General features: G+C 58.8%; 18 protein-coding genes. 7 read left to right on the top strand and 11 right to left on the bottom strand.

What is annotated here, in order from left to right; translation table 11 throughout:
- Positions 1–21: 21 nt before the first annotated feature.
- The 5 genes from ACQZ5M_RS19830 to ACQZ5M_RS19810 all read right to left on the bottom strand — a co-directional run bounded on the left by ACQZ5M_RS19830 (position 22) and on the right by ACQZ5M_RS19810 (position 6,266).
- A complete protein-coding gene (locus tag ACQZ5M_RS19830) occupies positions 22–1,749 on the bottom strand; it encodes an acetyl/propionyl/methylcrotonyl-CoA carboxylase subunit alpha (protein ID WP_449080638.1) in 1,728 nt (575 codons plus the stop codon).
- A gap of 17 nt (positions 1,750–1,766) precedes the next feature.
- Positions 1,767–3,362, bottom strand: a complete 1,596-nt coding sequence (locus tag ACQZ5M_RS19825) for a 5-oxoprolinase subunit B/C family protein (protein ID WP_449080637.1) — start codon at positions 3,360–3,362, stop codon at positions 1,767–1,769.
- Between the two features lie 7 nt (positions 3,363–3,369).
- Positions 3,370–4,176, bottom strand: a complete 807-nt coding sequence (locus tag ACQZ5M_RS19820) for a putative hydro-lyase (RefSeq protein WP_449080635.1) — start codon at positions 4,174–4,176, stop codon at positions 3,370–3,372.
- 16 nt (positions 4,177–4,192) lie between these two features.
- On the bottom strand, positions 4,193–4,954 hold the full coding sequence (locus ACQZ5M_RS19815; RefSeq protein ID WP_296103064.1) for a LamB/YcsF family protein: 762 nt from the start codon (positions 4,952–4,954) through the stop codon (positions 4,193–4,195).
- A gap of 73 nt (positions 4,955–5,027) precedes the next feature.
- On the bottom strand, positions 5,028–6,266 hold the full coding sequence (locus tag ACQZ5M_RS19810; RefSeq protein ID WP_449080664.1) for an NRAMP family divalent metal transporter: 1,239 nt from the start codon (positions 6,264–6,266) through the stop codon (positions 5,028–5,030).
- A 277-nt stretch (positions 6,267–6,543) separates the two neighbouring features.
- Here ACQZ5M_RS19810 and ACQZ5M_RS19805 point away from each other — a divergent pair, with 277 nt between their 5' ends.
- Positions 6,544–7,209 carry a GntR family transcriptional regulator gene (locus tag ACQZ5M_RS19805; RefSeq protein ID WP_296084435.1) on the top strand — a complete coding sequence of 222 codons (666 nt, stop codon included), beginning with the start codon at positions 6,544–6,546 and terminating at the stop codon, positions 7,207–7,209.
- Positions 7,210–7,331: 122 nt separating this feature from the next.
- On the opposite strand, the gene ACQZ5M_RS19800 is transcribed toward ACQZ5M_RS19805, so the two are convergent.
- Positions 7,332–8,051, bottom strand: a complete 720-nt coding sequence (locus tag ACQZ5M_RS19800; RefSeq protein ID WP_449080633.1) for an outer membrane protein — start codon at positions 8,049–8,051, stop codon at positions 7,332–7,334.
- A 262-nt stretch (positions 8,052–8,313) separates the two neighbouring features.
- On the opposite strand from ACQZ5M_RS19800, the gene ACQZ5M_RS19795 reads away from it, so the two are divergent.
- The 3 genes from ACQZ5M_RS19795 (at position 8,314) to pbpC (ending at position 16,443) form a co-directional block, all read left to right on the top strand.
- Positions 8,314–8,853, top strand: coding sequence for a GNAT family N-acetyltransferase (locus ACQZ5M_RS19795; protein WP_449080632.1), 540 nt, complete (start codon positions 8,314–8,316; stop codon positions 8,851–8,853).
- A gap of 70 nt (positions 8,854–8,923) precedes the next feature.
- On the top strand, positions 8,924–14,365 hold the full coding sequence (locus ACQZ5M_RS19790; RefSeq protein ID WP_449080631.1) for an alpha-2-macroglobulin family protein: 5,442 nt from the start codon (positions 8,924–8,926) through the stop codon (positions 14,363–14,365).
- Positions 14,362–16,443, top strand: coding sequence for a penicillin-binding protein 1C (gene pbpC, locus ACQZ5M_RS19785; protein WP_449080630.1), 2,082 nt, complete (start codon positions 14,362–14,364; stop codon positions 16,441–16,443). The genes ACQZ5M_RS19790 and pbpC overlap by 4 nt, the downstream gene beginning before the upstream one ends.
- Positions 16,444–16,457: 14 nt before the next feature.
- Here the strand turns inward: pbpC and ACQZ5M_RS19780 are convergent, their stop codons facing one another.
- Positions 16,458–16,892, bottom strand: a complete 435-nt coding sequence (locus tag ACQZ5M_RS19780; protein ID WP_449080663.1) for a cupin domain-containing protein — start codon at positions 16,890–16,892, stop codon at positions 16,458–16,460.
- Between ACQZ5M_RS19780 and ACQZ5M_RS19775 the strand changes: the two genes are divergently transcribed.
- Entirely contained in the window at positions 16,843–16,983 is a 141-nt protein-coding gene (locus tag ACQZ5M_RS19775; protein WP_296013915.1) for a hypothetical protein, read from the top strand. The two genes, ACQZ5M_RS19780 and ACQZ5M_RS19775, sit on opposite strands and share 50 nt — an antisense overlap.
- A 412-nt stretch (positions 16,984–17,395) precedes the next feature.
- Here ACQZ5M_RS19775 and ACQZ5M_RS19770 read toward each other — a convergent pair whose 3' ends face one another.
- A complete protein-coding gene (locus ACQZ5M_RS19770) occupies positions 17,396–18,928 on the bottom strand; it encodes a YifB family Mg chelatase-like AAA ATPase (protein ID WP_449080629.1) in 1,533 nt (510 codons plus the stop codon).
- A 534-nt stretch (positions 18,929–19,462) separates the two neighbouring features.
- Here ACQZ5M_RS19770 and ACQZ5M_RS19765 point away from each other — a divergent pair.
- Positions 19,463–20,497: an aspartate-semialdehyde dehydrogenase gene (locus ACQZ5M_RS19765; protein WP_296038358.1), complete on the top strand. Its 1,035-nt coding sequence runs from the start codon at positions 19,463–19,465 to the stop codon at positions 20,495–20,497.
- A 195-nt stretch (positions 20,498–20,692) separates the two neighbouring features.
- Entirely contained in the window at positions 20,693–21,508 is an 816-nt protein-coding gene (locus tag ACQZ5M_RS19760) for a lytic murein transglycosylase (protein WP_296038355.1), read from the top strand.
- 62 nt (positions 21,509–21,570) lie between these two features.
- Here ACQZ5M_RS19760 and ACQZ5M_RS19755 read toward each other — a convergent pair whose 3' ends face one another.
- The 3 genes from ACQZ5M_RS19755 to ACQZ5M_RS19745 form a co-directional block, all read right to left on the bottom strand.
- Complete coding sequence (locus tag ACQZ5M_RS19755; protein WP_296013902.1) at positions 21,571–22,212, bottom strand: carbonic anhydrase; 642 nt, start codon at positions 22,210–22,212, stop codon at positions 21,571–21,573.
- A 65-nt stretch (positions 22,213–22,277) separates the two neighbouring features.
- Positions 22,278–23,162, bottom strand: coding sequence for a pyridoxal kinase PdxY (gene pdxY / locus ACQZ5M_RS19750; RefSeq protein WP_449080662.1), 885 nt, complete (start codon positions 23,160–23,162; stop codon positions 22,278–22,280).
- A gap of 221 nt (positions 23,163–23,383) precedes the next feature.
- Entirely contained in the window at positions 23,384–24,574 is a 1,191-nt protein-coding gene (locus ACQZ5M_RS19745; RefSeq protein ID WP_449080628.1) for a hypothetical protein, read from the bottom strand.
- Positions 24,575–24,687: the final 113 nt, after the last annotated feature.

Below are 24,687 nucleotides of genomic sequence, written 5' to 3'. Positions count from 1 at the left end.
GCGCCTTTCCCCCAAGCGCGATCAATCGATCGACATTAGCGCGGCGCCAGCCTGGAGATAATCGCCTTCCTTGACCAGCAGGCGGATCTTGCCGCTTTTCGTGGCAATGATTTGCGTTTCCATCTTCATGGCTTCCATCACCGCCAAGAGGTCTCCCTCGGAGACGCTTTGCCCATCTTCAACCTTGAAGGATTGCAACGTGCCTGAAACGGGAGCGGCGATCTCGCCATCCTTTTGAACGGCTGCGCTATCCGAACCAATCGGAGATACGGTGCCGACTTTGCCGAGGGCGGAGAGGAGAACGGTGGGTAGACCCACGGAAACGCGCTTGCCATCGATTTCGAGGTAGGTGCGTTGGATGGATGGATCTTCTGCTTGGACAGGGCGCTCCATCGCATGCGGCATTGCGGCGAAGTCGGTTTCGATCCAGCGGGTGTGGACGTTGAAACGATCCTTGCCTGCAAAGTCGTCCGACTCCAGCGCCGCACGGTGGAAAGGCAAAACGGTCGCCACACCTTCGATCTTGAACTCTTTCAGGGCACGGCGCGCGCGTTGCAACACTTGCTGGCGATTTTCACCGGTGACGATCAGCTTCGCCATCAGAGAATCGAACACGCCAGGCACGCTTGAGCCAGTCACGACGCCGCTATCGAGACGAACGCCAGGGCCGGCGGGCGGATCGAAGAGTGTGATGGCGCCGGGTGTGGGCAGGAATCCACGGCCCGGATCCTCGGCGTTGATGCGGAACTCCATCGAGTGGCCGCGAGGTTCCGGCGTCTCCAGAACACGCAGCGACTTGCCTTCGGCGATGCGGAACTGTTCGATGACCAGATCGATACCGGTCGTTTCCTCGGTAACGGGGTGCTCAACCTGAAGGCGGGTATTGACCTCCAGGAACGAAATCGTGCCATCGACGCCGAGCAGAAACTCCACCGTGCCGGCACCGCTATAGCCCGCGGCGGCACAGATCGCCTTGGCGGACGAGTGGATTTTTTGCCGTTGCTCGTCCGAGAGGAAGGGGGCAGGGGCTTCTTCGATCAACTTCTGATTACGGCGCTGCAGCGAGCAGTCGCGGGTGCCGAGCACCAGCACGTTGCCATGCTTGTCGGCCAGAACCTGCGCCTCGATATGGCGCGGCCGGTCGAGAAAGCGTTCGAGGAAACATTCGCCGCGACCGAAAGCGGCGGTCGCTTCTCTGACGGCGGATTCGTAGAGATCGGCGATCTCTTCCATCTTCCAGGCAACCTTCAAGCCGCGTCCACCGCCGCCATGGGCGGCCTTGATGGCGACCGGCAGGCCGTGTTCTTCGGCAAAGGCGATGACTTCGGCTGCGGTGTCCACCGGGCCGTCGCTGCCAGCAACGAGCGGCGCGCCGACGCTCGTCGCGATGCGTCGCGCCTCGACCTTGTCGCCCAATGCGTCGATCACCTTCGGGTCGGGGCCGATCCAGATCAGGCCTGCATCAAGCACGGCTTGCGCAAATTCGGCGCGTTCGGACAGAAAGCCGTAGCCGGGATGGATGGAGTCCGCACCCGAACGCTTCGCGATGGCAATCAGCTTGGGGATATCGAGGTAGGTTTCCGAAGGGCGCACACCCTCCAGCGCATAGGCCTCATCCGCCATGCGCACGAACACCGCATCCTGATCCGGGTCGGCATAGACGGCGACAGACTGGAGACCGTAATCCGCGCATGCGCGAATGATCCGGACAGCGATTTCGCCGCGATTGGCAATCAGAACTTTCTTCATCGCTATTCTCCTCGGATTCAAATGTTCTTGGCTGTGATGTCGGCGAAAGGCCCGATCGGGCGGAACTGGATTTTGGCATTGACGGGGATCTGCCCCGCGAGATCGAGATGATACTCCGCCACGGCTCCGATCACCGGATAACCGCCAGTCAGCGGATGATCGGCAAGGAAGAGCACGGGCTGGCCGCTATGGGGAATCTGGATTGCGCCTGTGGCAGTGCCCTCACTCGGCAGTTCTGCGCTATCGAGGCGTTCCACCGGAACCTCACCTGCCAGGCGAATGCCCACGCGGTTGGATTGCGGCGTCACCTGCCAGAGTTGGTTTGTCAGCGTCTCGATACCCCTCTGCGAGAACCAGTCGGTGCGCGGACCGAGAACGACGTCGAGCGTGACAACATCGTCTACGGACGGCGGTTCGAAGCTCGCAACTTCATCGATGGCAACGCTAGACAGCGTCTTGGCTTCGCTTTTGAGCGGCAGGATCGCGCCAGCGACCACCGGCTTAGGCCCGACGATGGCCAGCGTATCGGTAGCGAAACTTCCCAGCACCGGCTCGACGTCAAAGCCGCTGCGGACGGAGAGATAACAGCGCATGCCCTTGGAAGGTTGGCCAAACGTGACCACGTCGCCGGACTCAAGCGAGATCGGCGTGTATATATCGGCTGTGAAGCGCCCGTGCGCCGTCTCGATGGTAATGGGGCAGGGGGCTCCGGCAAGAGCGATCACGGCCCGGCTCGAGGCGCGGAAGGAAAAGCCGCCGAGCGTCAGTTCCAAACAGGGCGTGTTATGTGGATTGCCGGTGATGCGGTTTGCCGCATTGAAGGCGCCGCGATCAAGCGCACCGGAGGCGGAAACGCCTTGACCGGTCTGTCCGAAGCGGCCGAGGTCCTGAAAAAGCGCGGGCATGGGTGCTGTAAGCACTTCGAAATGTGGTTTTTCTCTCGACGGTTCGGTAGCCTGCTTCGCAGGAGCAGACGCCGGTAGGCTGATCTTTCCCGTCACCTTGTCCATGTCGACAAAACGGACCCGGTAGCCTGGCTGGAACAGCGCGCCGGGATCTCGGTCGATGTCCCACATTTTCACCGGCGTTGTGCCGATGATCTGCCAGCCGCCTGGACTGTTTTGCGGATAGACTCCGCTGAAGGCACCCGCCAGCGCCACAGAGCCCGCCGGAATGCGCGTGCGCGGGCTTAGACGCCGCGGCACATGCAGCGCCGGATCGCCACCAACAAGATAGCCGAAGCCCGGTGCAAAGCCACAAAAGGCGACAGTGAACTCGCTCTCCGTATGGCGGCGAACAACTTCATCAACACTCAGTCCCGTCAGACCTGCGACATCGGCAAGGTCTTCGCCATCGTAACGAACCGGGATTTCAACCAGTTGATCCGAAGGCGGGATCTTCGCCGTCAGGTCGCGACGGGAAAGTTCCGCGGCTAGCGCTTTGCGATCGATCTTTTCCGGACGGAAGCGGATCATCAGGGTGCGGGCCGCTGGAACGGTCTCCTCGACGCCGTCGACCGGATCGTTTTCGAGAGAGGCGAAAAGCGCAAGCGTCTCATCAAGATCGGCTAGTTCGACCAGGATCGTCGTGAGACTGACGGGAAGAAAACGCATCATATCCTCACGCGTGATAGGCGGAATCGGGAATATCTGTGATGAACATATGGCCCGGCGCATGGGTGATGGCAAAGGGCACGCCAGACGCCATGACCGCCGCCTGCGGGGTCACGCCGCAAGCCCAGAACACCGGCACTTCGCCGGGCTCGATGCGCACAGGATCGCCAAAATCCGGCTTCGCGAGATCGGTGATGCCCAGTTCCTCTGGCATGCCGATATGCACTGGTGCGCCATGAACAGCCGGGAAGCGACCGGAAATCGTCGCCGCATCCGCAACCCGCGATGCCGGGATCGGCCGCATTGAGACCACCATATTGCCCTTCAGGCGTCCCGCAGGACGACAGGCGCGGTTCGTCAAATACATGGGAACATTGCTCTTGTCCGTCATGTGACGGATTTCGATACCCGCTTCCACCATCGGCGTTTCAAAGGTGAAGCTGCAGCCGATCAGGAAGGCCACCATATCGTCGCATTCGGCCCAGGCCGACGTGGCATCATGGGTTTCCTCAGCGAGCTTGCCATCACGCCAGATCCGGTAGAGCGGCAGATCGGTCCGTAGATCAGCACCGGGCGCCAGAAGCGTGGTGGGTGAGCCGGGATCGGAGACGTCCAGTACAGGGCAAGGCTTTGGATTGCGCTGCGCATAAAGCAGAAAGTCGAAGGCCCAGTCGCGCGGCAGCACGATCATGTTGGCTTGCGTGAAGCCCGGCGCGATACCGGAGGTCGGCTGCACGAGACCGGCGCGGTAGCTGGCGCGTGCTTTTTGTGCAAGCTCGACATTCTTGGCGGTGTGCGATGTAGGGATGGTCATTGGCCGCTCCTATCGTTCAAGAGGTGAAAGAGCGAACGGCAATACCGTCCGTTTCAAACCGGCGGCGAATTTCGCGTGCAATATCGACCGCGCCTGGGCTATCGCCGTGAACGCAGATGGATTGCGCCTCGATCTTGATGATGCTTCCGTCAATGGCTTCCAGCGTTCCCTGGCGGGCCAGTTGCACCATGCGGTCGGCAATTTGATCGGCATCGTGGAGGACCGCACCCTTCTCGCGACGGGACACGAGTTGCCCATCCGGCGTATAGGCACGGTCGGCAAAAGCTTCTGCCACAACGGAAAGTCCCGCCTTGCGTGCCAGATCGAGAATTGGCGCGTTGGCGAGACCCATCAGCACCAGCGATGGATCGACGGCTTTGATGCCGTCAACGACGGCCTGTCCCTGCTTGGAATCGTGGGCGATGCGATTGTAAAGCGCACCGTGTGGCTTGACGTAGCGAACCGTGGTTCCAGCGGCAGCGGCAATGCCTTTCAGCGCGCCGATCTGGTATATCACGTCAGCGATCAGATCCTCCGGCGTTACGTCCATATCTCTACGGCCGAAGCCGACGCGGTCAGGATAGGACACATGCGCGCCGATCACCACGCCATTGGCAGTTGCCGCCTTCACGGTCTTGAAAATGCCGGTCGGATCGCCCGCGTGAAAACCGCAGGCAATATTGGCGCTGGAGACGATGGAGAGCATCGCTTCGTCGTCGCCCATGCTCCATGCGCCGTAGCTTTCGCCAAGATCGCTGTTGAGGTCGATATGCGCCATGGTGGTGTTCTCCTGAACCGTTTTGGTAAGCGTGGCCACCCGGGGCGGCCACGTGTTTTTTGTCACAGTCTTATCAAAGACCGAGCAGGCCGAAGATCGTGCCAGCAGACTTGTAGCCCATGTACCATGTCAATGCGCAGGTCAGGACGCCGAGGCCGAGCAGGACGCGGGAGTAGCGATGACCGCCCATCAGGTCTTCACGCTTCCATGCGGCGAAAAGGAAGATGCTAAGGCCAATCGGCAGGATCAGGCCGTTCAGACCGCCGACGAAGACCAGCATGGCCGCAGGCGGCGTGGTGATCAGAATGTAGGCGACGAGCGACACGGCAATAAAGATGACCGTCGCGATGTTGCGGGCGCGCTCGCTCATGTCCTGCTTGAAGACTGGCAGGAATGAAACGGAGGTATAGGCCGCCCCAATGACGCTCGTGATCGCGGCTGCCCAGAAGATGATGCCGAACAGACGGAAGCCGAGATCACCCGCAGCCGAGCGGAATGCCTGACCGGCCGGGTTGGCCGCCTGGCTGGAGGTATCGATGATGACACCGCTGGCGACGACGCCGAGAATGGCAAGAAACAGCACGTAGCGCATGATGCCGGTGACGGCGATACCCGTCAGTGCTGCGCGGTTGACGGCGGGTAGATTTTCGATGCCGACCATGCCGCGGTCCAGCAGACGATGAGCGCCGGAATAGGTGATGTAGCCGCCAACGGTGCCGCCGACGATGGTGGTGATCGTTGCGAAATTGATCGTGTCCGGCAGGAACGTCTGGCGGAACGCATCACCGACGGGCGGTGCAGAAACAAACGCGACATAGAGCGTCAGCACGATCATCACGATCCCAGCGAATATGATGAAGCGGTCAACCGCCAGGCCAGCGCGCTTGGAAAGGAAGATGGCGATAGCGAAGACCGCGCTGATAGCGCCGCCGATCTTCGGGTCGAGGCCAAACATGGCGTTGAGCCCAAGGCCGGTGCCGCCGATGTTGCCAATGTTGAAGAACAGACCGCCGATAATGACCAGGATGGCGAGAAGATAGCCTGATCCCGGAATGGCTGCATTGGCAATGTCCGAGGCGCGCATACGCGTCAGTGTGACGATGCGCCAGATGTTGAGCTGGACGACGAAGTCGATGAGGATGGAGGCAAGAATGCCGAAGGCGAAGGCGGCGCCCAACTGCGTCGTGAATGTCGCCGTCTGTGTGATGAAGCCTGGGCCGATGGCCGATGTCGCCATCAGGAAGATGGCAGATAGCAGTGCAAAGCGTCTGGAGTTTGTTTTGGGCGCAGCCGCGTTCGTGCGGCCGGGCATTTGCTCGGGCTGCTGCATGAGAGTTTTCCTGTTCTTATCGTCACCCGCCCCTCGCGGATGCTTATCAGGTCATCATGGATGGTTTGTTTGTGATGTCAATATTGTTCAACAATTTTTTTGTTTTGTTCATTCATATGCCGTTTCTCAGGTCAACAGTGACGTCTTGGACAACACTTCCTCGTCCTGGCGGCGCAGCCGTTAAAGCCGTTGAAACTATTGCTTGATTCCTCCAGTCTTTTGTTATCTGAAGACCGCGCAAGAAGAAGCGAGGAAGCCTGTGACAGACACACGTGAAAGCATGCCGCTGTCCGACTGGATCGCCAAGCGCATCCGCCTCATGCTGATTTCGGGCGAACTCAGACCGGGTCAGCGTATATCGGAAGCAGCCTTCAGCGAGCATCTGGAAGTGTCACGCAATTCTCTGCGTGAGGCCTTTCGCATCATGACGAAAGAGGGTCTTCTGCGGCACGAGACCAATCGCGGCGTTTTCGTGCAGACGCCGACCATGGCTTCGATCATGGATATTTACCGCGTGCGGCGCATGCTCGAGTGCGGGGCGCTCCGCAAAGCGTGGCGCCTGCATGAATCGGTCAAGGCCATGCGCCAGGCTGTCGAGGAGGCCAAGCAGAAGCGCGAGCAGGAGCTTTGGCTCGATGTCGGCAGCGCCAATATGGCGTTCCACTCCGCTGTGGTCGCGCTTGCCGATAGCGAGCGATTGAGCGAGCTTTATGAAAGGGTGTCGGCCGAGCTTCGTCTGGGCTTTGCTCTCATTGAGGATCCACGTCTGCTGCACTCGCCCTTCGTCGACATGAACGAGGAGATCGTCACTCTGTGCGAAGAGGACAGGTTTGCAGAGGCAAGCGAGAAGATGGAAGACTATCTGGTGATCTCCGAGAACGGTCTTCTAAAAGCCTTTGGGAAACTTTCCAGCAAATCGAGATAAAGTGCGCGGCGCTTTGGGTTCGCTCTCGCACTAGCCCTATTCGACTTTCAAACCACTCGCCTCAACAAAAAAGGGACCGCGCACGGCGCGATCCCTTTTCATTTGGAGCGACCGTTGTTCGATCAGAACTGACGACGGAAGCCGGCGGTGATGGCGTGGCTCTTGAAGTCTGTGCTGGAAACCGTGCCGTCTGCTGCGGTGAAGTCGAAGTTGTCCGCACCCGTGTAACGATAGCCGATATCGAAGGTGGTGTTGGCAAACAGCGCGCTGTCACGCAGGAAGGAGATGGTGTTCAACTCGATGCCCACGCCTGCATCCAGATGGTATGCAAATGCCGTGTCGCTGTCGTTCATGATCACGCCAGGACCAGCTGTGCCCTGATCACGAAGCTTGAGGTTCATCGCGCCAATACCGCCACCGAAGTAAGGGGTGAAGGCCGTGCCGGTCGGAACGTCGATGTAGCCGTTGACGTAGCCCTGGAAGTTGCGGGCGGAGCCGAAGGAGCCAGCAGCGCCCACGCCGTTCACCGTGTGCGTATCGACATCCGAGCGGCCGTAACCGACTTCAAGTTCCACGCGTGGGGAAACGAAGTCGTAAGAGCCGAAGCTGTAACCGGCGCGAAATGCGCTGTAGTAACCGACATCGTAATCGGTGTTGACGCCAGCGCCAACGATCGAGAAGTTTGTGTCGTCCATAAATGTCAGGCTGTTCAGGCTACCGATGTAGAAGCCGCCTGGATCGGCAACGACTGCCGGTTCGGTCTGAACGGCAAGGTCAGCCGCATAAGCGGTGGTAGAAGCAAGCGCTGCCATGAGTGCAGCAAGCTTGATGACGTTTCTCATTTGAAAACCTTTCTGAATCAGCCCCCGCCGAATGCCGTGACACTGCGCGTGAGTTCCTCCTGTGTCCACGACGTCGCATTCAATTAGCAGATGATTGCAAGCTGAAATCCTCGATCCGTTGCAAGGCGGCAACGAATGGAGGAGTTGACGTAAGGGCAGCCGAATGACCAAGCCTGCTCGACATAATGTTGTTGTTTTTTCAACGGATGGCCGTGCTCGCCAATTTGTTGGCACCAGAAGGTGCCACTCTCAGGAGACGTAAATGGACGAGATTAGAACGACACGTTTGGCTCTCAGAAACTTCAAGGCGGAAGACGCGCAGGACCTGCTTGCCTATTTGCGCGATCCGCGGCCGAACTGCTTTCTTTCGCAACGGCTTCAAAACCTCGAAGAGGCCGAGGCAGAAGCAATCAAGCGTGGCGGCTCCGATGACTATATTGCAGTCTATTCCACCGAGCATGACAGGGTGATCGGCGATCTCTTTGCCATTGCCGATGAAGAGGGTGATACGCTGTCCGTTGGGTGGAATTTTAATGGCGACTATGCCGGCTGTGGCTACGCGCAGGAAGCGGCTCGCGCACTGTTTCGCTGGCTTTTCGTCGAGAGGCAGATACGTCGCCTCTACGCCTACGTCGAAGATAATAACTTTGCCTCTCAGAAGCTATGCGAGAGGCTCGGGATGCGCCGCGAAGGGCTGTTCCTGGACTTCATTTCCTTCACCAAGAACGAGGCTGGACACCCGCTTTACGAGAATACGATGCAATATGCACTTTTGCGCCGGGAGTGGCGGGCGCACACATAAGGCTCCGTTGACAAAGAAGCTTGAATAGGACCAAAGTCGCGCCGATCATTGTGTTTTCGGGGAGAGACCGATGTCCTTTCGCGTCGTTACGCACGCCTTTGCTCTTGTTCTTGCCGCTTTGACCGCATCTCCGCTCCTGGCACAGGATGCGACGCGCAAGGTGGTGACGACCGCAAATGGCGACTATTTCGGTTTCGATCTGCGCACCGAGCAGAATGTCTCGCTTGACCAGTGCAAGACCATTTGCATCGATGACAAGGGCTGCAAGGCCTTCACCTATAACCCCAAGGTGAAGTGGTGTTTTCTGAAGTCGGATTACAACCAGCTTAACGCCTTTCCAGGCGCTGTTGCCGGCAAGATCGTCGAAGCAGCCAGCGAGCCAGACCTCGGCGCACCGCAGCGTCTCTCCTTCGTCGAGGACAGTCTCTACCAGCAGGCGCGAAAGCTGAAGGCCAACCTGCCGCAGGCCGATGACACGCAAGGGCTTGATGCCCTGCTGTCGCAGGCCCACCAGCAAGCGGTATTCGACATCCCGCAGGCTGTGGAAGTCTATAAGTCCGCGCTTTCTCTCAACCCAGAAAATGGTGATCTGTGGGCTGAACTTTCCTCCGTCGAAGCGAAGGTCGAAAACAATTATGAAATTCTCGGCGAGGCACCAGCGGCAGCGCTCAACGCCTACCAGTTCAGCCGAACGCAGAGCGCTCGGTTGACGGCGCTGAACCGGCTGGCTCAGGCGTTCGAGAAGGGTCAGAACTATCGCGCGGCGCTGAATTCTTACAAGGCAAGCCTTGCGCTTTCGGATGTCGCCAAGACACGCACGGCCTATAACGATCTTCGCACCCGCCAGGGCTTCCGCGTCGTTAACAACACGGTTGACAACGATAGCGTGACGCCGCGTGCCTGCATTCAGTTCTCAGAGCCCCTGGTCAAGAATGCCGATTATTCGCCCTTCGTAACACTCGATGGCGCTGCGCCAAAAGCGCTCGAAGCCAAGGGCAGCGAGATTTGCGTGGAAGGTCTGACCCATGGGCAGAAATACAAGATAGCCCTTCGCGCCGGCCTGCCGTCCTCCGTGGAAGAGCCGCTGGAGAAGCAGGTTGATCTTGACATTTACGTGCGCGACCGCGCAGGCTCGGTGCGCTTCACCGGCGATAACTTCGTGCTTCCCGGCACGGCGCGTCGCGGCATTCCGCTCGTCTCGGTCAATATCGATCATGCGGATTTGAAGCTTTATCGTGTAGGCGATCGCAACATCACCTCGCTTCTGGCCAATTCACAGTTCCTTACCCAGATGGATGGCTATGGCGCCGAAAAAATCGAGAACGAGTTGGGGGAACTCGTCTGGCAGGGCGGGATCGATATCCAGACCGAACTGAACAAGGACGTGGTCACAAGTTTCCCGGTGGACGAGGCTCTGCCGGATCGCAAGCCCGGTATTTATGTCATGACTGCTGTTCCGCCGGGCACGGCTCCGGAAAACTGGGACGCGCGCGCCACTCAGTGGTTTCTGATTTCCGATACTGGCATCACCACCTATGCCGGAACCGATGGTCTCAATGTTTTTGTGCGGGCTCTGAGTACGGCCGAACCATTGAAAGGCGTCTCGCTTCAGCTTCTGGCCAAGAACAACGAAGTGCTCGGTTCCGCCACCACGGATGGCGAAGGCCGTGCAACATTTTCCGCAGGCTTGATGCGAGGCTCTGCAGGACAGGCGCCTGCCATCATAACAGCGCGCAATGGCGAAAAGGACTATGTCTTCCTCGACATGACACGCGCTGGCTTCGATCTTTCCGACCGGGGCGTGACCGGTCGCGCCGCACCCGGTGCCATCGATGTGTTCAGCTGGACGGAGCGCGGTATTTACCGCGCTGGTGAAACGGTGCATGCATCCGCACTTTCGCGCGATGTCGAAGGCAATGCGATCGAAAACCTGCCGTTGACATTTATCTTCTCGCGCCCTGACGGCGTCGAGGATCGGCGCTTCGTCAGTGATGGCAAGGCGCTCGGCGGTCACGCGGTAGATCTGCCACTTCAGGAATCTGCCATGCGTGGGACCTGGACGATGCGGATTTACACTGATCCAAAGGCCAGCGCGATCAGCGAAAAATCCTTTCTGGTCGATGATTTCGTTCCTGATCGCACCGAATTCGAGCTGACCAGCGCATCGAAGGAGATCGATCCGGCGGGTGAGACCGAGATCGACGTCGATGGCCGCTATCTCTATGGCGCACCGGCGGCAGGACTTGAGCTGGAAGGCGAAGTGGCGCTGAAGCCGACGCGCACCAACCCGGCCTTCGAAGGCTACTTCTTCGGCCTGGCGGATGAGGAGACGGAAGAGGAAAGCCGCACGACGCTCGATAATCTTCCTGCCCTGGATGAAAACGGCAAGGCAAGATTCCCGGTGGAGCTTGGTGATCTTCCCTCAACTACGCAGTTCCTGTCAGCCAACATCACGGTCCGCATGCGCGAGGCGGGTGGCCGTGCGGTGGAGCGTTCGCTGACATTGCCGGTGAAGTCCGACGCCAACATGATCGGCATCAAGCCGCAATTCTCGGGGGATCTGGCGGAAAACTCCATCGGCCGTTTCCATGTGATCGGCCTTGCGCCAGATGGCAGCAGGCAGGCCATGAAGGACCTCACCTGGAAGCTGATCAAGGTCGAGCGCAATTATCAATGGTATCGTCAGGGCAATTCCTGGCGCTATGAGCCGGTGGTTCATACCAAGCAGGTAGAGACCGGTACGCTTTCCGTAACATCGGATGGTGCGGAGATTTCCGTTCCCGTCAACTGGGGCCGTTACCGGCTGGAGGTAGAAGCCCCACAAAATGATGGTGCAGTCTCCAGCGTGGAATTCGATGCTGGCTGGTTCGTCACCGCAAGCTCGACCGAGACGCCGGATGCGCTGGAAATCGCGCTCGACAAGCAAAGCTATAAGGTCGGCGAGACCGCCAAGCTTCAGGTCACCTCCCGTTATGCCGGACAGTTGATGGTGGTCGCAGGTTCCGAAAAGCTCATCTCGGTGCAGAATGTCGAGATCGGCGACAAGGGCGGCGAAGTTGAAATCCCGGTGACGGAAGATTGGGGCGCTGGTTCCTATGTAACGGCAACCCTGTTCCGCCCCGGCGACGCGCAGGAAAGCCGTATGCCGATGCGCGCCATTGGCGTGAAGTGGCTGGCGGTCGATCCGGGCGAGCGCAAGCTTGGCATCGCGCTCGATCTTCCCAAGCAGACATTGCCGAGGCAGGCGCTGCAGATTCCGGTGCATGTCTCCGGTGCGGGTGCGGGGGACAAGGCCTATGTGACGATTGCAGCCGTGGATGTCGGCATTTTAAACCTCACCCGCTACGAGCCGCCGAAACCGGATGAATGGTATTTCGGCCAGCGTAGGCTTGGGCTTGAAATCCGCGATATCTATGGCCGCCTGATCGATGGTTCGCTCGGTGCCACTGGGCGTCTCAGAACCGGTGGCGATGGCGGGCAGGTTGCGCTGCAGGGCAGCCCGCCTAAAGAGAAGCTCGTTGCATTTTTTGCCGGTCCGGTTGAATTGGATAGTGAGGGCAAGGCGACGGTCAGTTTCGATATTCCGCAATTCAACGGCACGGCGCGGGTCATGGCGGTTGCCTGGACCAAGACCGGAGTCGGCCATGCGGTTTCGGATGTCGTCATTCGCGATCCGGTGGTTGTGACTGCCAGCGCACCAAAGTTCCTCAGCCCAAGCGACGTGTCGCAGTTGCGGCTCGACATTGCCAACACCGATGGCGAGGCAGGTGATTACAAGATCGATGTCACCAGCAACATGGCTGTGACCGTGGATCAGGGCGAATTCTCTGAGGTAAAGAGACTGGAGAAGGGTGGGAAGACGTCCCTGACCGTGCCTTTGACGGGCGAATTTCCCGGTGAAGGGGAGATCGCGATCAGGGTCAGCAATGCCAGCGGTATTTCGCTGGAGCAGGCGCTGACCATTCCCGTGCGTCCATCGGTTCTTCCGGTCACGACACGCCGCAACATTAAGATTGCGCCGAACAGCAGCCTGACGGTGGACGGCAACCTCCTGGCCGATAGCTTGCTGGTTGGCTCGTCGGTGTCGGTCAACGTCACCCGCTCTCCGGCCTTCGATGTTCCGGCACTGATGATGATGCTGGACAAGTATCCCTATGGCTGCGCCGAACAGACGACGAGCCGGGCGCTGCCGCTGCTTTACACGTCAGAATTGATGAAGGACAGCGGTGGCAAGGACGATCCGGAACTGCGCAAGCGTGTGCAGGATGCGATCTACCGGGTGCTCTCTTTCCAATCGAGCGCAGGTAGCTTCGGTCTCTGGTCGCCGGGCGAAGGGGATCTATGGCTGGACGCCTACATCACCGATTTCCTGACGCGGGCACGTGAGCAGTCCTACGATGTGCCGGAAGCGGCCATGGTGCAGGCACTGAACAATCTGCAAAATGGGCTCGCCTATGACAGCAATGTCAAGGATCGCGGCAACGAGATCGCCTATTCGCTCTACGTTCTGGCGCGCAACCGCAAGGCTGCGATCAACGATCTGCGCTATTATTCTGATACGGCCTTGAACGAGTTCCCGACGCCGCTTGCCAAGGCACAGGTTGCGGCAGCGCTCTCTCTCTATGGCGATGCGGCACGCGCCAAATCCGCCTTCGGAGCCTCGTTGACCATGGCCTCTTCCAGCGCGAACGTGCCGCTGGCGCGCGCCGATTACGGTTCAGCGTTGCGAGATGGCGCCGCCTCTCTGGCGCTGGCGGCAGAAAGCCGTCCGGTTCCGGCGGTCGTGTCTCAGCTTGCGGGCGTCGTTGCCAAGGATTTCGAGTCAAGGAGCTATACCAGTACGCAGGAGCAGGCCTGGATGGTTCTGGCCGCCCGTGCCTTGAAGGGCGAGGACAAAGATATTCGCCTCGATGTGAACGGCACGTTGCAACAGGGCGGCTTCAGCCAGCGCATGAGCGGCGATGAATTGCTTCGGGCACCGCTCAACGTCACCAACGAATCGGCTAACCCTGTCACGGCGGTCGTTACCACCGTGGCGCCGCCGTCCAAGCCCCTGCCGGCGGGCGGCGACGGCTTTACCATCGAGAAGACCTATTACTCAATGGATGGCGAAGAGGTGAATGTCAGCGAGGTCGAGCAGAACCAACGATACGTTGTGGTGCTGACCGCCATTCCGCAAAATGACTGGCAGGCACGCATTCTCGTCACCGATCTTCTGCCAGCCGGTTTCGAGATCGATAATCCGAGCCTCGTCAACAGTGCAGCGCTTGCCAACTTCGACTGGTTGCCGGAAACGCAAGCGGCGCATACGGAATTCCGTTATGACCGCTTCGTCGCGGCTTTCGACAGAAGCGCGGGCGATAGTTCGGAAATCACGCTGGCCTATGTGGTACGTGCCGTAACCCCCGGCACCTATGACAACCCGGCCGCGAGCGTGGAGGACATGTATCGTCCGCAGTTCTCCGCCCGTACCGCGACGGGCCGCATGGAGGTTCGCGCAGCGCAGCAATGAGGGGTTGGCACAGCTTTTTCTTAGGCTTTGCTCTGGCGGCGTGCGTATCTGGCGCCGCCATGTATGGGCTTGACCGTCTGGATCGTGCCTATCCGCCACCGTTGGAAAATGCCCGCCTTGTTTCGCAGGAACTGGTGGATGCCGATGGCAATCTCCTGCGCGCCTTCGCTACGCCGGACGGATACTGGCGACTGCAGACCACTGCCTCAGAGGTCGATCCGCAATTTATCAAGATGCTGATCGCCTATGAGGATCAGCGGTTTTACGACCACCACGGCGTCGATATCCAGGCGCTGGCACGCTCCGCGTGGCAGTTGCTGACCAATGGCCGCATCGTTTCCGGCGCGTCTACGCTCTCGATGCAGGTGGCACGGCTGATCGAGCCACGCGCCGATCGTTCTTTCAGCGCCAAATTCCGCCAGATGCTGCGCGCCATGCAGATCGAGCGCCGTTTAAGCAAGGATGAAATCCTCGAACTCTATCTCAACATCGCGCCCTATGGCGGCAATATCGAAGGCGTTCGCGCAGCAAGTCTCGCCTGGTTCGGCAAGGAGCCACGGCGGCTCGATACGGCAGAGGCGGCGCTTCTGGTGTCGCTACCGCAACTTCCCGAAAAGCGAAGACCGGATCGTTTTCCAGATGCTGCCAAAGAGGCTCGCGAGCGCGTGCTGCAAAGGCTCGCTGTCGCTCGCATTGTTGGGGAAGGAGAAGCCGAGCGTGCATCCGCCACAGCTGTTCCCAGGGATCGTTTGGCGCTGCCTGCCTTGGCTCCGCATTTGGCGCAGGCTGCGCGGACAAAGTTTTCAAGCCAGCATGTCATCGGCTCCACCTTGCGGCGCGGCATCCAGAACGAACTCGAAGCCTTGGCGCGACATGCAGCAGACAGGATTAACGACAAGGTGTCGGTCGCCATCGTCATGGCCGATAGCAGCAACGGTGAAATTCTTGCAGAAGTCGGCTCCGCCGGTTTTCTAGATAGCGACCGTCGTGGCTGGGTGGAGATGAGCCGCGCCATCCGCTCACCGGGCTCGACGCTGAAGCCCTTCATCTACGGGCTTGCTTTTGAAAATGGCCTCGTCTCGCAGGAGACGATCATCGAGGACCGCCCGGCGGATTTCTCCGGCTATCGACCGCGCAACTTCGATATGCAGTATCAGGGCGATGTCAGTATCCGCCAAGCCCTGCAATTGTCTCTCAACGTGCCCGCGGTCAAGCTTCTGGATGCCGTCAGCCCAGCCGCGTTGATGGTGCGCTTCAGGCGCGCTTCCGTCAATCTCACGCTTCCCAAGACCGAGCCACCAGGCCTTGCTATCGCGCTTGGCGGTGCGGGTTTGTCGTTGGTGGATCTCGTTCAGCTCTATGCGAGCCTTGCCAACCAGGGTCAGCCGGTCAAGCTTGGCGATGGCGTGAGAAACAGGCCAGAGGTTCTCGACGTCGAACCGATCTTTTCACGCAGCGCCATCTGGAACATTAGCGATACGCTATCCGGCGTTCTGCCGCCACTTGGCATGAAGCAGCGCGGCATCGCTTATAAGACCGGTACGAGCTACGGCTATCGCGACGCCTGGTCGGTCGGTTACGATGGCCGATATGTGATTGGGGTCTGGGTGGGACGCGCCGATAACGGGTCCGTTCCCGGCATTGCCGGTTACGCGACTGCAGCCCCTATACTTTTCGATGCCTTTGCCAAGTCCGCCGTGGCGAACACGCCTTTTGCACCCGCACCAAGCGGCGTTTTAAGGCTGAGCTACGGCGACCTTCCTGCCAATCAGCGCCGCTTCACCACAACATCCAGCGGACTTCTCTCGTCATCCAGGCGCGAGTCTTCGCCTTTGATCGTCTATCCGCCGGAGGGTGCGCGGGTCGAATTGTCAGATAGCACAGGCACAATTTCGCCGCTGGTCCTCAAACTTCAGGGTGGCCGTGCGCCGTTCCGCTGGCTTGCAAATGGAAAGCCGCTGCCGGATCTCACGCGCAAACGCAGCAACGAGTGGCAGCCGGAAGGTCAAGGCTTTTCCACGCTAACCGTCATCGACGCCGATGGCCGGGCGTCGAGTGTGCGCATTTTCGTTCAATAGAGCGGATTGCCGCCTCAGAGCGACGGCGCTTTTGCCGGGAAAACTCGGTTCTTGACGCTGTAGGCAAGGGCGAGCGCCATCGGAAAGGGCCTGCGAAGGAAAGCGACCTTGCGAACATAGGTGTCCACGCGCCACGTGGCCCACGTCCCAGCTTTGAAGTAGGCAACATCACCCGCATGGAGATGATGTACCGACCCATCGGCCGCCGTTACATGCACATCTCCCTCGATGATATGAACGGTCTCATCCCACATGAAGAACCAACGGAACGTCCCCGCCGTGCAATCCCACAGCGCGGTATAGGCAGCCCGGTCACCACTGCGAGAATGGTCCGCCATGCGCGCTTGTGGGTCACCAGATATAATCCACTCCGGATTGATCGGAGCTGGCTTCATCTCCATGTGTCCGGATGAAGCCGAAATCACCGGCGCTGTTCGTCTGCGCCCCATCGAAATCGGCATCAGTGGCATTGTCCGCGACGCCATCGCAATGGCACTCGCTATCATCATCTTTACAACCATCGTCGGTCCCCCACCTTGATCGGCTCGATTTTAGCAATGACGGGTGAGCGAAAACTTCACAAATTACGTCGAATTCGACTTATTCTCGGTGACAGATTGTCGGCGCGCCTTGACCATCAGCCCGAACACTAAGGAAAGTCGCCACACTTTTAAGTTCGTTTCAATTCAAAACTGGGTGTTGACTTCAGGCGCTCTAGACCTCTCCGCCATGCCGATCGGAGTGTTTTCCAAAACTCTCGTAAGAGCAGAACCCAGTCAACGCCGCGCGACACTTTTACCGCATAACCGAGATCAGCTTTTTGTCTCTTTTGCTGTGGGTCACTCCAGAGTTATTGCTGGACGCTTCGGTACGACTGGCTGATCTTGCCAACAAAAAGAATTTTTCACGTCATTTATCAAAGCCGTGGCAGTGAAACCGTCCGGTAAACAAATCAAGCCGCAGCAGAAAGCCTCTCACCGGCGATGCGGTAAGAAATAGCCTCCGCCAGATGCAGTCGCCCGACGACAGCCTTATCGTCCAGATCGGCGAGCGTCCTCGCAACCTTGAGGATGCGGTGATATCCGCGAGCGGAGAATTTCAGCTTCTCGGCGGCGTCGCGCAAAAGCTGAAGACCGGCTGCGTCGGGCTGGGCGTATTTTTCGATCAGTGCCGTGGTGCAGCGTGCATTGGTGCGAATGCCCTGAAAGCCTGCGGCTGCAAAGCGTTCCTCCTGCATCTGACGGGCACGCGCGACACGGCGGGCGACATCGGCGCTCGCCTCTGCTGCCATGGGGCGGATCAGGTCGGCTGCGGAGACGGCAGGAACTTCGATACGGATATCGATGCGGTCCATCAGCGGACCGGAAATGCGCGCTTGGTAATCGGAAACGCATCTTGGGCCGCGTGCGCAGATGAAGCCGGGTTCACCGGCCATGCCGCATTTGCAGGGGTTCATGGCTGCCACCAGCTGGATCTCGGCGGGATAGCTGACGCGGTGATTGGCGCGGGCGATGATGCATTCACCGGTTTCGAGCGGTTGGCGCAACGCATCCAGCACCTGCGGCGAGAATTCTGGAAATTCGTCGAGAAACAGCACCCCGTGGTGGGCGAGCGAGGCCTCGCCCGGCTTGGCGCGCAACCCTCCGCCGACAAGGGCGGCCATAGTCGCCGAGTGGTGCGGTGTTCTAAACGGGCGTCGATCGGAGAGTTTACCGCCGGAAAGTTGGCCTGCGATCGAATGTACCATCGAGACTTCGAGAAGTTCAGAAGCCGAAAGCGGTGGCAGAATTGAAGGCAGACGGGAGGCCAGCATGGATTTGCCGGAGCCGGGCGGGCCAACCATCAGGAGATTGTGACCACCGGCTGCCGCAACCTCGAGCGCGCGTTTCGCGCTCTCCTGGCCTTTGATGTCTGCCAGGTCCGGCAGATTATCCGGGTTGGCGCGAATGGCGGGAACCGGTCTTGAGAGAAGTTGCGTGCCGCGAAAATGGTTGGCGATGGCAATCAGGCTGCGCGGCGCAAGGATGTCGATATCGGCACCCGCCCATGCTGCTTCGGGTCCGCTATCGGCGGGGCAGATCAGACCCTTGTCTTGCGTGTTGGCGGCAATCGCCGCTGGAAGAGCACCTGCCACCGCACCGATCGTGCCGTCCAGATTAAGTTCTCCCAACACGACGAAGCGGTTGAGCGCCTCTGCCGGAATGGCGCCAAGTGCGGCCATAAGGCCAAGCGCGATTGGGAGGTCAAAATGCGAGCCTTCCTTGGGAAGATCGGCAGGGGCGAGATTGACCGTGACCCGCTTGGCGGGCATGGCGAGGCCGGATGCGTGAAGTGCCGCCTGGACACGTTCGCGGCTTTCGGCGACAGCCTTATCCGGCAGGCCGACGATCTGCATTCCGACTTTGCCAGGTGCGACCATGACCTGAACTTCGACAGGGACGCCCTCGATACCCTGAAACGCAATTGTATTGACGCGCGCTACCATGAATGGCCCCCACAGCCGTATTCGCCGTCCGCACGGCTCTACCCTATCGTGCAGTTAACTTGGCATGGGAAGGAGAATAAAACAAGAACATAAGGGTCAGATTCGATGTTCTTACGCCGGGTGGCGTTTGAGATCGTTCACGGCCACGGCTGGTAACCTGTATGACAACTAGACCGACCACATTATCTGCGCTGCGGCGTGCGCAAACTTGTCGGCAAAAACCCGATAAACCTGCCAGGCGGCGGCTATGTTTGCGCTTGACAGAAAAGACAAACCTCCTAATAGCTTTCGCACGAAAAGGAGCGCAACGTCATGCGACATGTTCAGCACATGACCGTCATGCAAAGCCCGGCGGGTTCAGCCGGCGATCCTGCGCGCCTTTCCTATTCCATCCGAATTACGGCCAAAACGACGATTAAAACCGTCTGACGTCTCTGGCCCGCCGCTCTCTCCCCGGTTTGGCCGGGGAAAGGAAGCCGCGGTTTGGCGGCTCCCCCTCACCAAAAAGAGGAGAGGCAGAAAGAGAGCTTGATCATGGGTTTCAAAGTTGCAATCGCAGGCGCCACCGGCAATGTCGGGCGCGAAATGCTGAATATTCTGGCGGAACGTGGGTTCCCGGCAGACGAAGTCGTTCCACTGGCCTCTGCCCGTAGCCAGGGCACGGAAGTGTCTTACGGCGACCGTACGCTGAAGGTTTCCAATCTCGAAAACTACGATTTCTCCGATACCGACATCTGCCTGATGTCTGCTGGCGGCGATGTGTCTAAGAAGTGGTCCCCGAAGATCGGAGCGCAGGGTTGCGTCGTTATCGATAACTCCTCTGCCTGGCGCTACGATCAGGACGTTCCGCTGATCGTGCCGGAAGTCAACGCCGACGCCGTCGAGGGCTTCAAGAAGAAGAACATCATTGCCAACCCGAATTGCTCGACGGCGCAACTCGTCGTGGCGCTGAAGCCGCTGCACGATGCTGCCAAGATCAAGCGCGTAGTTGTCTCCACGTACCAGTCCGTCTCTGGCGCTGGCAAGGAAGGCATGGACGAGCTGTTCCAGCAGACTCGTGCGGTCTTCGTGGCTGACCCTGTTGAAACCAAGAAGTTCACCAAGCGCATTGCCTTCAACGTCATTCCGCATATCGATGTCTTCATGGAAGACGGTTACACGAAGGAAGAGTGGAAGGTTCTGGCAGAAACCAAGAAGATGCTGGACCCGAAGATCAAGGTGACCTGCACGGCCGTGCGCGTGCCTGTCTTCATCGGCCATTCGGAATCGGTCAATATCGAGTTCGAAAACGAAATCACTGCCGATCAGGCGCGCGACATCCTTCGCGAAGCGCCCGGTTGCCTCGTCATCGACAAGCATGAAAACGGCGGCTACGTCACCCCGGTCGAGTGCGCAGGAGAAGATGCGACATATATTTCGCGCATTCGTGAAGATGCAACCGTTGAAAACGGTCTCAACATTTGGGTCGTTTCCGACAACCTGCGCAAGGGTGCGGCCCTGAACGCCGTTCAGATTGCCGAACTCCTGATCAACCGCGGTCTCATCAAGCCGCGCAAAGCCGCTGCGTGATACGTTTTTTTAACAACTATTAACTATAACCCGTCCGTTACTTTCGAGAATGGACGGGTTTTCAATTTTCGTGCCTATCACGGCCAGTTTATTTGCTGGTCATGAAGACGGTAGGCAATTTGTACCTCTTCAATTCTCGCTAGCAAGGCGAACATGGCGAGGGGCCATCCCTCGCCTTATCAAAGGCAGATACGGATGCGGGCAATAACGGCTTTTTCCCTTGGTGCAACGGTCGTTGCGATGCTGGCGGCGACGCCGCTGCAGGCAGCGCAATGTGGTAACACCTCGGCTGGTTTCGGCAACTGGGTGCAATCCTTCAAGCAGGAAGCGGCTGGCCGCGGCGTCAGCCAGTCGGTGCTTGATCGCGCTTTCTCGAACGTCACCTATAATCAGGCAACGATCCGCGCCGATCGCGGTCAGCACAGCTTCAAGCTTTCCTTCGATCAGTTCATGCAAAAGCGCGGTGGCCAGGCCATCATCTCGCGCGGCAAGGCGATGAAGAAGAATAACGCGGCGCTGTTTGCCAATATCGAGCGCGCTTACGGCGTTCCAGCCGGCCCGCTTCTGGCGATTTGGGGCATGGAAACCGGCTTTGGCGGTTTCATGGGCAACCAGCACACGCTGTCTGCCGTTGCGACGCTGTCTTACGATTGCCGCCGGTCCGATTACTTCACCGAGCAGCTTTACGCAGCTTTGAAGCTAGTGGGCAACGGTTCGCTCAACATCAACGCCAAGGGTGCTGCTCATGGCGAAATCGGGCAGACGCAGTTTCTGCCGCTAAACGTTGTGCGCTACGGCGTCGATTTCGACCGCGATGGCCGGATCGATCTCGTGGGTTCACGCGCCGATGCCCTGGCGTCGACTGCCAATTTCCTCGCCGGTCATGGCTGGCAGCGTGGGGCAGGGTATCAACCGGGTCAGCCGAGCTTTGCTGCGATTCAGGGCTGGAACGCGGCGACCGTGTACCAGCAGGCGATTGCCCATATCGGCAAGGCTATTGACGGGCAATAATCGCCACCGCGGCCCTTCGAAGACCTTTTGATACGATAGCATCCCCCGGTTTGTGCCGGGGGTCACACGTCGGGACGACGAAAATCGCCGGTCTTGCTGTCCATTACCCACAACTCGCCGGTTGAAATATCGAACCAGGCGCCATGCAGCTTTACCTTGCCGGCGTTTTCCTGCTCCTTGAGGAAGGGGAAGCCGCGCAGATTGCGGATGGAGTTTCTGATGGAGACGCGTTCGAGCGCTGTCTGACGTTCGCCAGACGTCATCACGTCATTGCTCTGGATCTGCTCCGCAGCGGATTTGACGAGATTCATCCATTTGCCGATAAAATCACCTGGCGAGAGGGATTCGAAATTCGGGTCAAGTGCCGCCTGAATGCCACCGCAGCGGCCGTGACCCATAACAACGATGTCCTTCACCTTCAGAACCATAACGGCATATTCTATGGCTGCCGAGGTCGCGTGATATTGTCCGTCGGGCTCGAAAGGCGGCACCATGTTGGCCACATTGCGCACGACGAAAAGCTCTCCCGGGCCACAATCGAAAATCGTTTCGGGTGCCGACCGGGAGTCGCAACAGGCAATGACCAAGGTCTGCGGTCTTTGTCCCGTATCGGCTAGAACGCGGTATCGGTCGCGTTCACCGGCGTAACGGCCGCTCATGAAGTTCTTGTAGCCGTTTAGAAGATAGTCTGGAAAATCTTTCATTCGATCTCGCAGTGCCGTTATTCGCTACCGGGAACGCCTTCTCATAAGGCGCATGAATTCGTCCGCTATTTGCCCTTGCCGCGAGCAGGATGCAAGAGATGCCGCATCTGAACCATCGCCATGGGTGTGGACAGGCTGGATGAGTCGGTCTCGAGGGTCAGCTCGTTGGCGCCACGCTTCATGGTGCGGGCCAGAATTTCGAAGACGCTGGCGGTTGCCAGCTGTAACGCCTTTTCGTCATCCACGCCCTGAAGCATGCGGGCGAGAAAGACTGCGGCAAGCAGGTCGCCAAGTCCGTTCGGCACATTATCGATGGCGCGGTGTTCGGCAAGCAGCGCATGGCGGCCGCTGAGAAACAGATTGCCAATGCCGTTTGCCATCATCGGAACGGCGGAGGTGACGAGCATCTTTGGCGGACCAAGCGCTAAGGCCGCATCCATGATTTCGGTATTGGTGTCGAGCGCAGCGCCACTCATCCAGGCCAGCTCATAGCGATTGGGTGTGGAAACAGTTGCAAGCGGTACAAGCTCGTCGCGGATGGCTTCTGCTGTTTCGATGGGAACATAGAGCCCGCCCTTGTCTCCCATGACAGGGTCGCAGACGTAGATCAGATCGGGATTGTTCTCTCTCAATTTTCGGATCAGACGAGCAACGGAACGCACCTGATCGACGCTGCCGAAATAGCCGGTCAGAACCGCCTTGACTTCGCCGCGCCATTTCGATGCAGCCAGATCGCCCATGGCTGCGTCGAAGGCCTCGCCATCAAAACGCAGGCGGGTGGACGGTCCTTGCCCTGGGTGCCATGGCATGACGATTGTGGGAACGGCCCAGACAGGAAAACCAAGCGTCTCCAGACCGAAAACGGCCGCTCGATTGCCGACCGAGCCGCGCATGACATGGCTGGAAACGACGATGACGGAGCCGCTGATATTGTCTTGCACGAAGGTCATTCCATATTGGAAGAGCAGGAGAGGACATTCCTCTTCTGCTTTAAACAGAGGTCTAGAAGCTTCAAGGGTTTTAAAGGGCGCGACACGCGCGCGCAAGATCAGGCGTCGTTCTGTGATTTTCATTCGCGGAGCCAGCCGCCAGACATCTCACTGAAGTCCTGCTTGCCAGTGGCGCTTAGTGAAAAAGCCCCGGAGGATCAATCCGGGGCTTTCTTGAGAGACTATTGGTTGGCTGTCACGGTGACGCCGAGAACGCTCGGGATGGTGTTCGGGGCGCCCATTGCCGCACCCATAATCATCGGGAATGGAACGGGCTTCGACGGTGCCGCCGAAATCGTGAAGTTCTTCGGATCGTCAACATAGGTGTTCACGGCTGCAGAAACTGCATTCTGCAATTCCGGAATGTTGAGCTGCGCGACCATCAGCGGGGCCATGCCCTTGATCATCTGCGAAAGCTGCTCGCTCGTCGTGTTCTGCTCCTTGGCGGCGTAATCGATGCCGCGCTTGGTGATGCCGGCATCATCGAAGCTGATCTTGGCATTATTGAATGTCAGCTGCTGCATGAGACCAAGCATTGCAAGACCGAAAGCCTGATCGGCCTGTTCCTTGTTGGGGTTGGCCTCTTTCGCGTTTACGGCGTCTTGCATCGACTTGAGGAAAGCCAGCGTATAGCCGGAGATGCTGAAGCTCATATCCAGGCGACCGACATTCTCGAGGTCGATGGCATATTGGTCGACATTGATCGTTCCGGGTGCCACTTCCCAGGAGCCGCTCATGGTAAAAACGCCACTGAGCGAGTTCAGCTGCAGCGCGTCGATCGCTTCTTTCGTTTTCGGATCCTTGGCGCCGCTCAGATCGCCCTTGAAGCCCTCTGCCGTGAGATCGAAGCTGAGCGTGCCGCCATCTTCGCTCTTGGTCAGCGTAACATTGCTCTCGGCGATCGAGAACGCTTCCTTGCCGTCGATCTTGATCGAGGCCGGGCCGGTATGGGCCTCGTCGTAAAACAGCATGCCATCAATTGTATTTGCCGTCGCCTCAGCTGGAGCCACGACGCCGGTCATGTAGATGTCGTCAACGGTGATCGCTAACTTTTCTTTGGCATAGTTGACGTTCTCGAAACCCATCTTCTCAATGGTGTAACCGCCATTGTTTTCTTCGACGCCTTCGAGCGTGATGTTGCCGATCGGAAGCTGCTGCGCCGGGCCTGCGGCGTTGCCGATGATGACGCCCGATAGTGTGACATTGTCACCGTTTGTGGCGATGGACTTGGCGGTGATTTCCGCGCCCTGCATGCGATAGGCAGCATTTATTTTCTTCAGCACATCGGCGCCGTCCAGGGCAAAAGCCGGGGACGCAAATGCCAGTACGGCCGCGCTGGCAAACAGAAAATTCCGTGTCGTTTCAAGTCTCATTCTGTTTCTTCCCTTAAGGTGCGAACATCCGCAACAACAATAGCCACACCACGTGTCCATAGCTGCAGCACGAGCGCGATTGACCGAAGTGGTACTGCGCAACGAATGGCTGA

Source organism: Rhizobium sp. 22-785-1 (assembly GCF_053521965.1).
Note: the sequence above shows the minus strand (reverse complement) of the source record. Positions and strands in the feature narration are given on the sequence as shown.

Excerpts from the sequence above, each read along its gene's own strand:
- ACQZ5M_RS19830 (WP_449080638.1), bottom strand. The coding sequence starts at position 1,749 with ATGAAGAAAGTTCTGATTGCCAATCGCGGCGAAATCGCTGTCCGGATC.
- ACQZ5M_RS19825 (WP_449080637.1), bottom strand. The coding sequence starts at position 3,362 with ATGCGTTTTCTTCCCGTCAGTCTCACGACGATCCTGGTCGAACTAGCC.
- ACQZ5M_RS19820 (WP_449080635.1), bottom strand. The coding sequence starts at position 4,176 with ATGACCATCCCTACATCGCACACCGCCAAGAATGTCGAGCTTGCACAA.
- ACQZ5M_RS19815 (WP_296103064.1), bottom strand. The coding sequence starts at position 4,954 with ATGGCGCATATCGACCTCAACAGCGATCTTGGCGAAAGCTACGGCGCA.
- ACQZ5M_RS19810 (WP_449080664.1), bottom strand. The coding sequence starts at position 6,266 with ATGCCCGGCCGCACGAACGCGGCTGCGCCCAAAACAAACTCCAGACGC.
- ACQZ5M_RS19800 (WP_449080633.1), bottom strand. The coding sequence starts at position 8,051 with ATGAGAAACGTCATCAAGCTTGCTGCACTCATGGCAGCGCTTGCTTCT.
- ACQZ5M_RS19795 (WP_449080632.1), top strand. The coding sequence starts at position 8,314 with ATGGACGAGATTAGAACGACACGTTTGGCTCTCAGAAACTTCAAGGCG.
- ACQZ5M_RS19790 (WP_449080631.1), top strand. The coding sequence starts at position 8,924 with ATGTCCTTTCGCGTCGTTACGCACGCCTTTGCTCTTGTTCTTGCCGCT.
- pbpC (WP_449080630.1), top strand. The coding sequence starts at position 14,362 with ATGAGGGGTTGGCACAGCTTTTTCTTAGGCTTTGCTCTGGCGGCGTGC.
- ACQZ5M_RS19775 (WP_296013915.1), top strand. The coding sequence starts at position 16,843 with ATGTGTCCGGATGAAGCCGAAATCACCGGCGCTGTTCGTCTGCGCCCC.
- ACQZ5M_RS19780 (WP_449080663.1), bottom strand. The coding sequence starts at position 16,892 with ATGGGGCGCAGACGAACAGCGCCGGTGATTTCGGCTTCATCCGGACAC.
- ACQZ5M_RS19770 (WP_449080629.1), bottom strand. The coding sequence starts at position 18,928 with ATGGTAGCGCGCGTCAATACAATTGCGTTTCAGGGTATCGAGGGCGTC.
- ACQZ5M_RS19765 (WP_296038358.1), top strand. The coding sequence starts at position 19,463 with ATGGGTTTCAAAGTTGCAATCGCAGGCGCCACCGGCAATGTCGGGCGC.
- ACQZ5M_RS19760 (WP_296038355.1), top strand. The coding sequence starts at position 20,693 with ATGCGGGCAATAACGGCTTTTTCCCTTGGTGCAACGGTCGTTGCGATG.
- ACQZ5M_RS19755 (WP_296013902.1), bottom strand. The coding sequence starts at position 22,212 with ATGAAAGATTTTCCAGACTATCTTCTAAACGGCTACAAGAACTTCATG.
- pdxY (WP_449080662.1), bottom strand. The coding sequence starts at position 23,162 with ATGACCTTCGTGCAAGACAATATCAGCGGCTCCGTCATCGTCGTTTCC.
- ACQZ5M_RS19745 (WP_449080628.1), bottom strand. The coding sequence starts at position 24,574 with ATGAGACTTGAAACGACACGGAATTTTCTGTTTGCCAGCGCGGCCGTA.